Here is a 264-nt window from a genome sequence, read left to right as displayed (position 1 = left end):
CTCCGGCACGTTGCGATGAATTCAGCACGGTAGGAACGTGCCGGGAAGGCCCGGTTTGAAGAGGAGGATACTCTGAGCGATCACAAGATTACAGGCGTCTACAGCGCCGCCACGACCCCTCTCAATGCCGATGGCAGCCCCGATCTCGGCCTCTTCAACGAACACTGCCGGAGGCTGATCAGCGAAGGTTGCCACGGCGTCGCGTTGCTTGGCACCACCAGCGAGGCCAACTCCTTCTCTTCGGCCGAGCGGCGCACCATCCTC

Annotated in this window: 1 protein-coding gene; it reads left to right on the top strand. The window is 62.1% G+C overall.

The window, feature by feature from the left end; genetic code table 11:
* Nucleotides 1-72 precede the first annotated feature (72 nt).
* On the top strand, nucleotides 73-264 hold a 192-nt coding region (locus ACPYOI_RS36375), incomplete at its 3' end, for a dihydrodipicolinate synthase family protein (protein ID WP_481424217.1).

The sequence above is a fragment of the Rhizobium sp. SVR5-2C genome, assembly GCF_056755115.1.
Note: the sequence above shows the minus strand (reverse complement) of the source record. Positions and strands in the feature narration are given on the sequence as shown.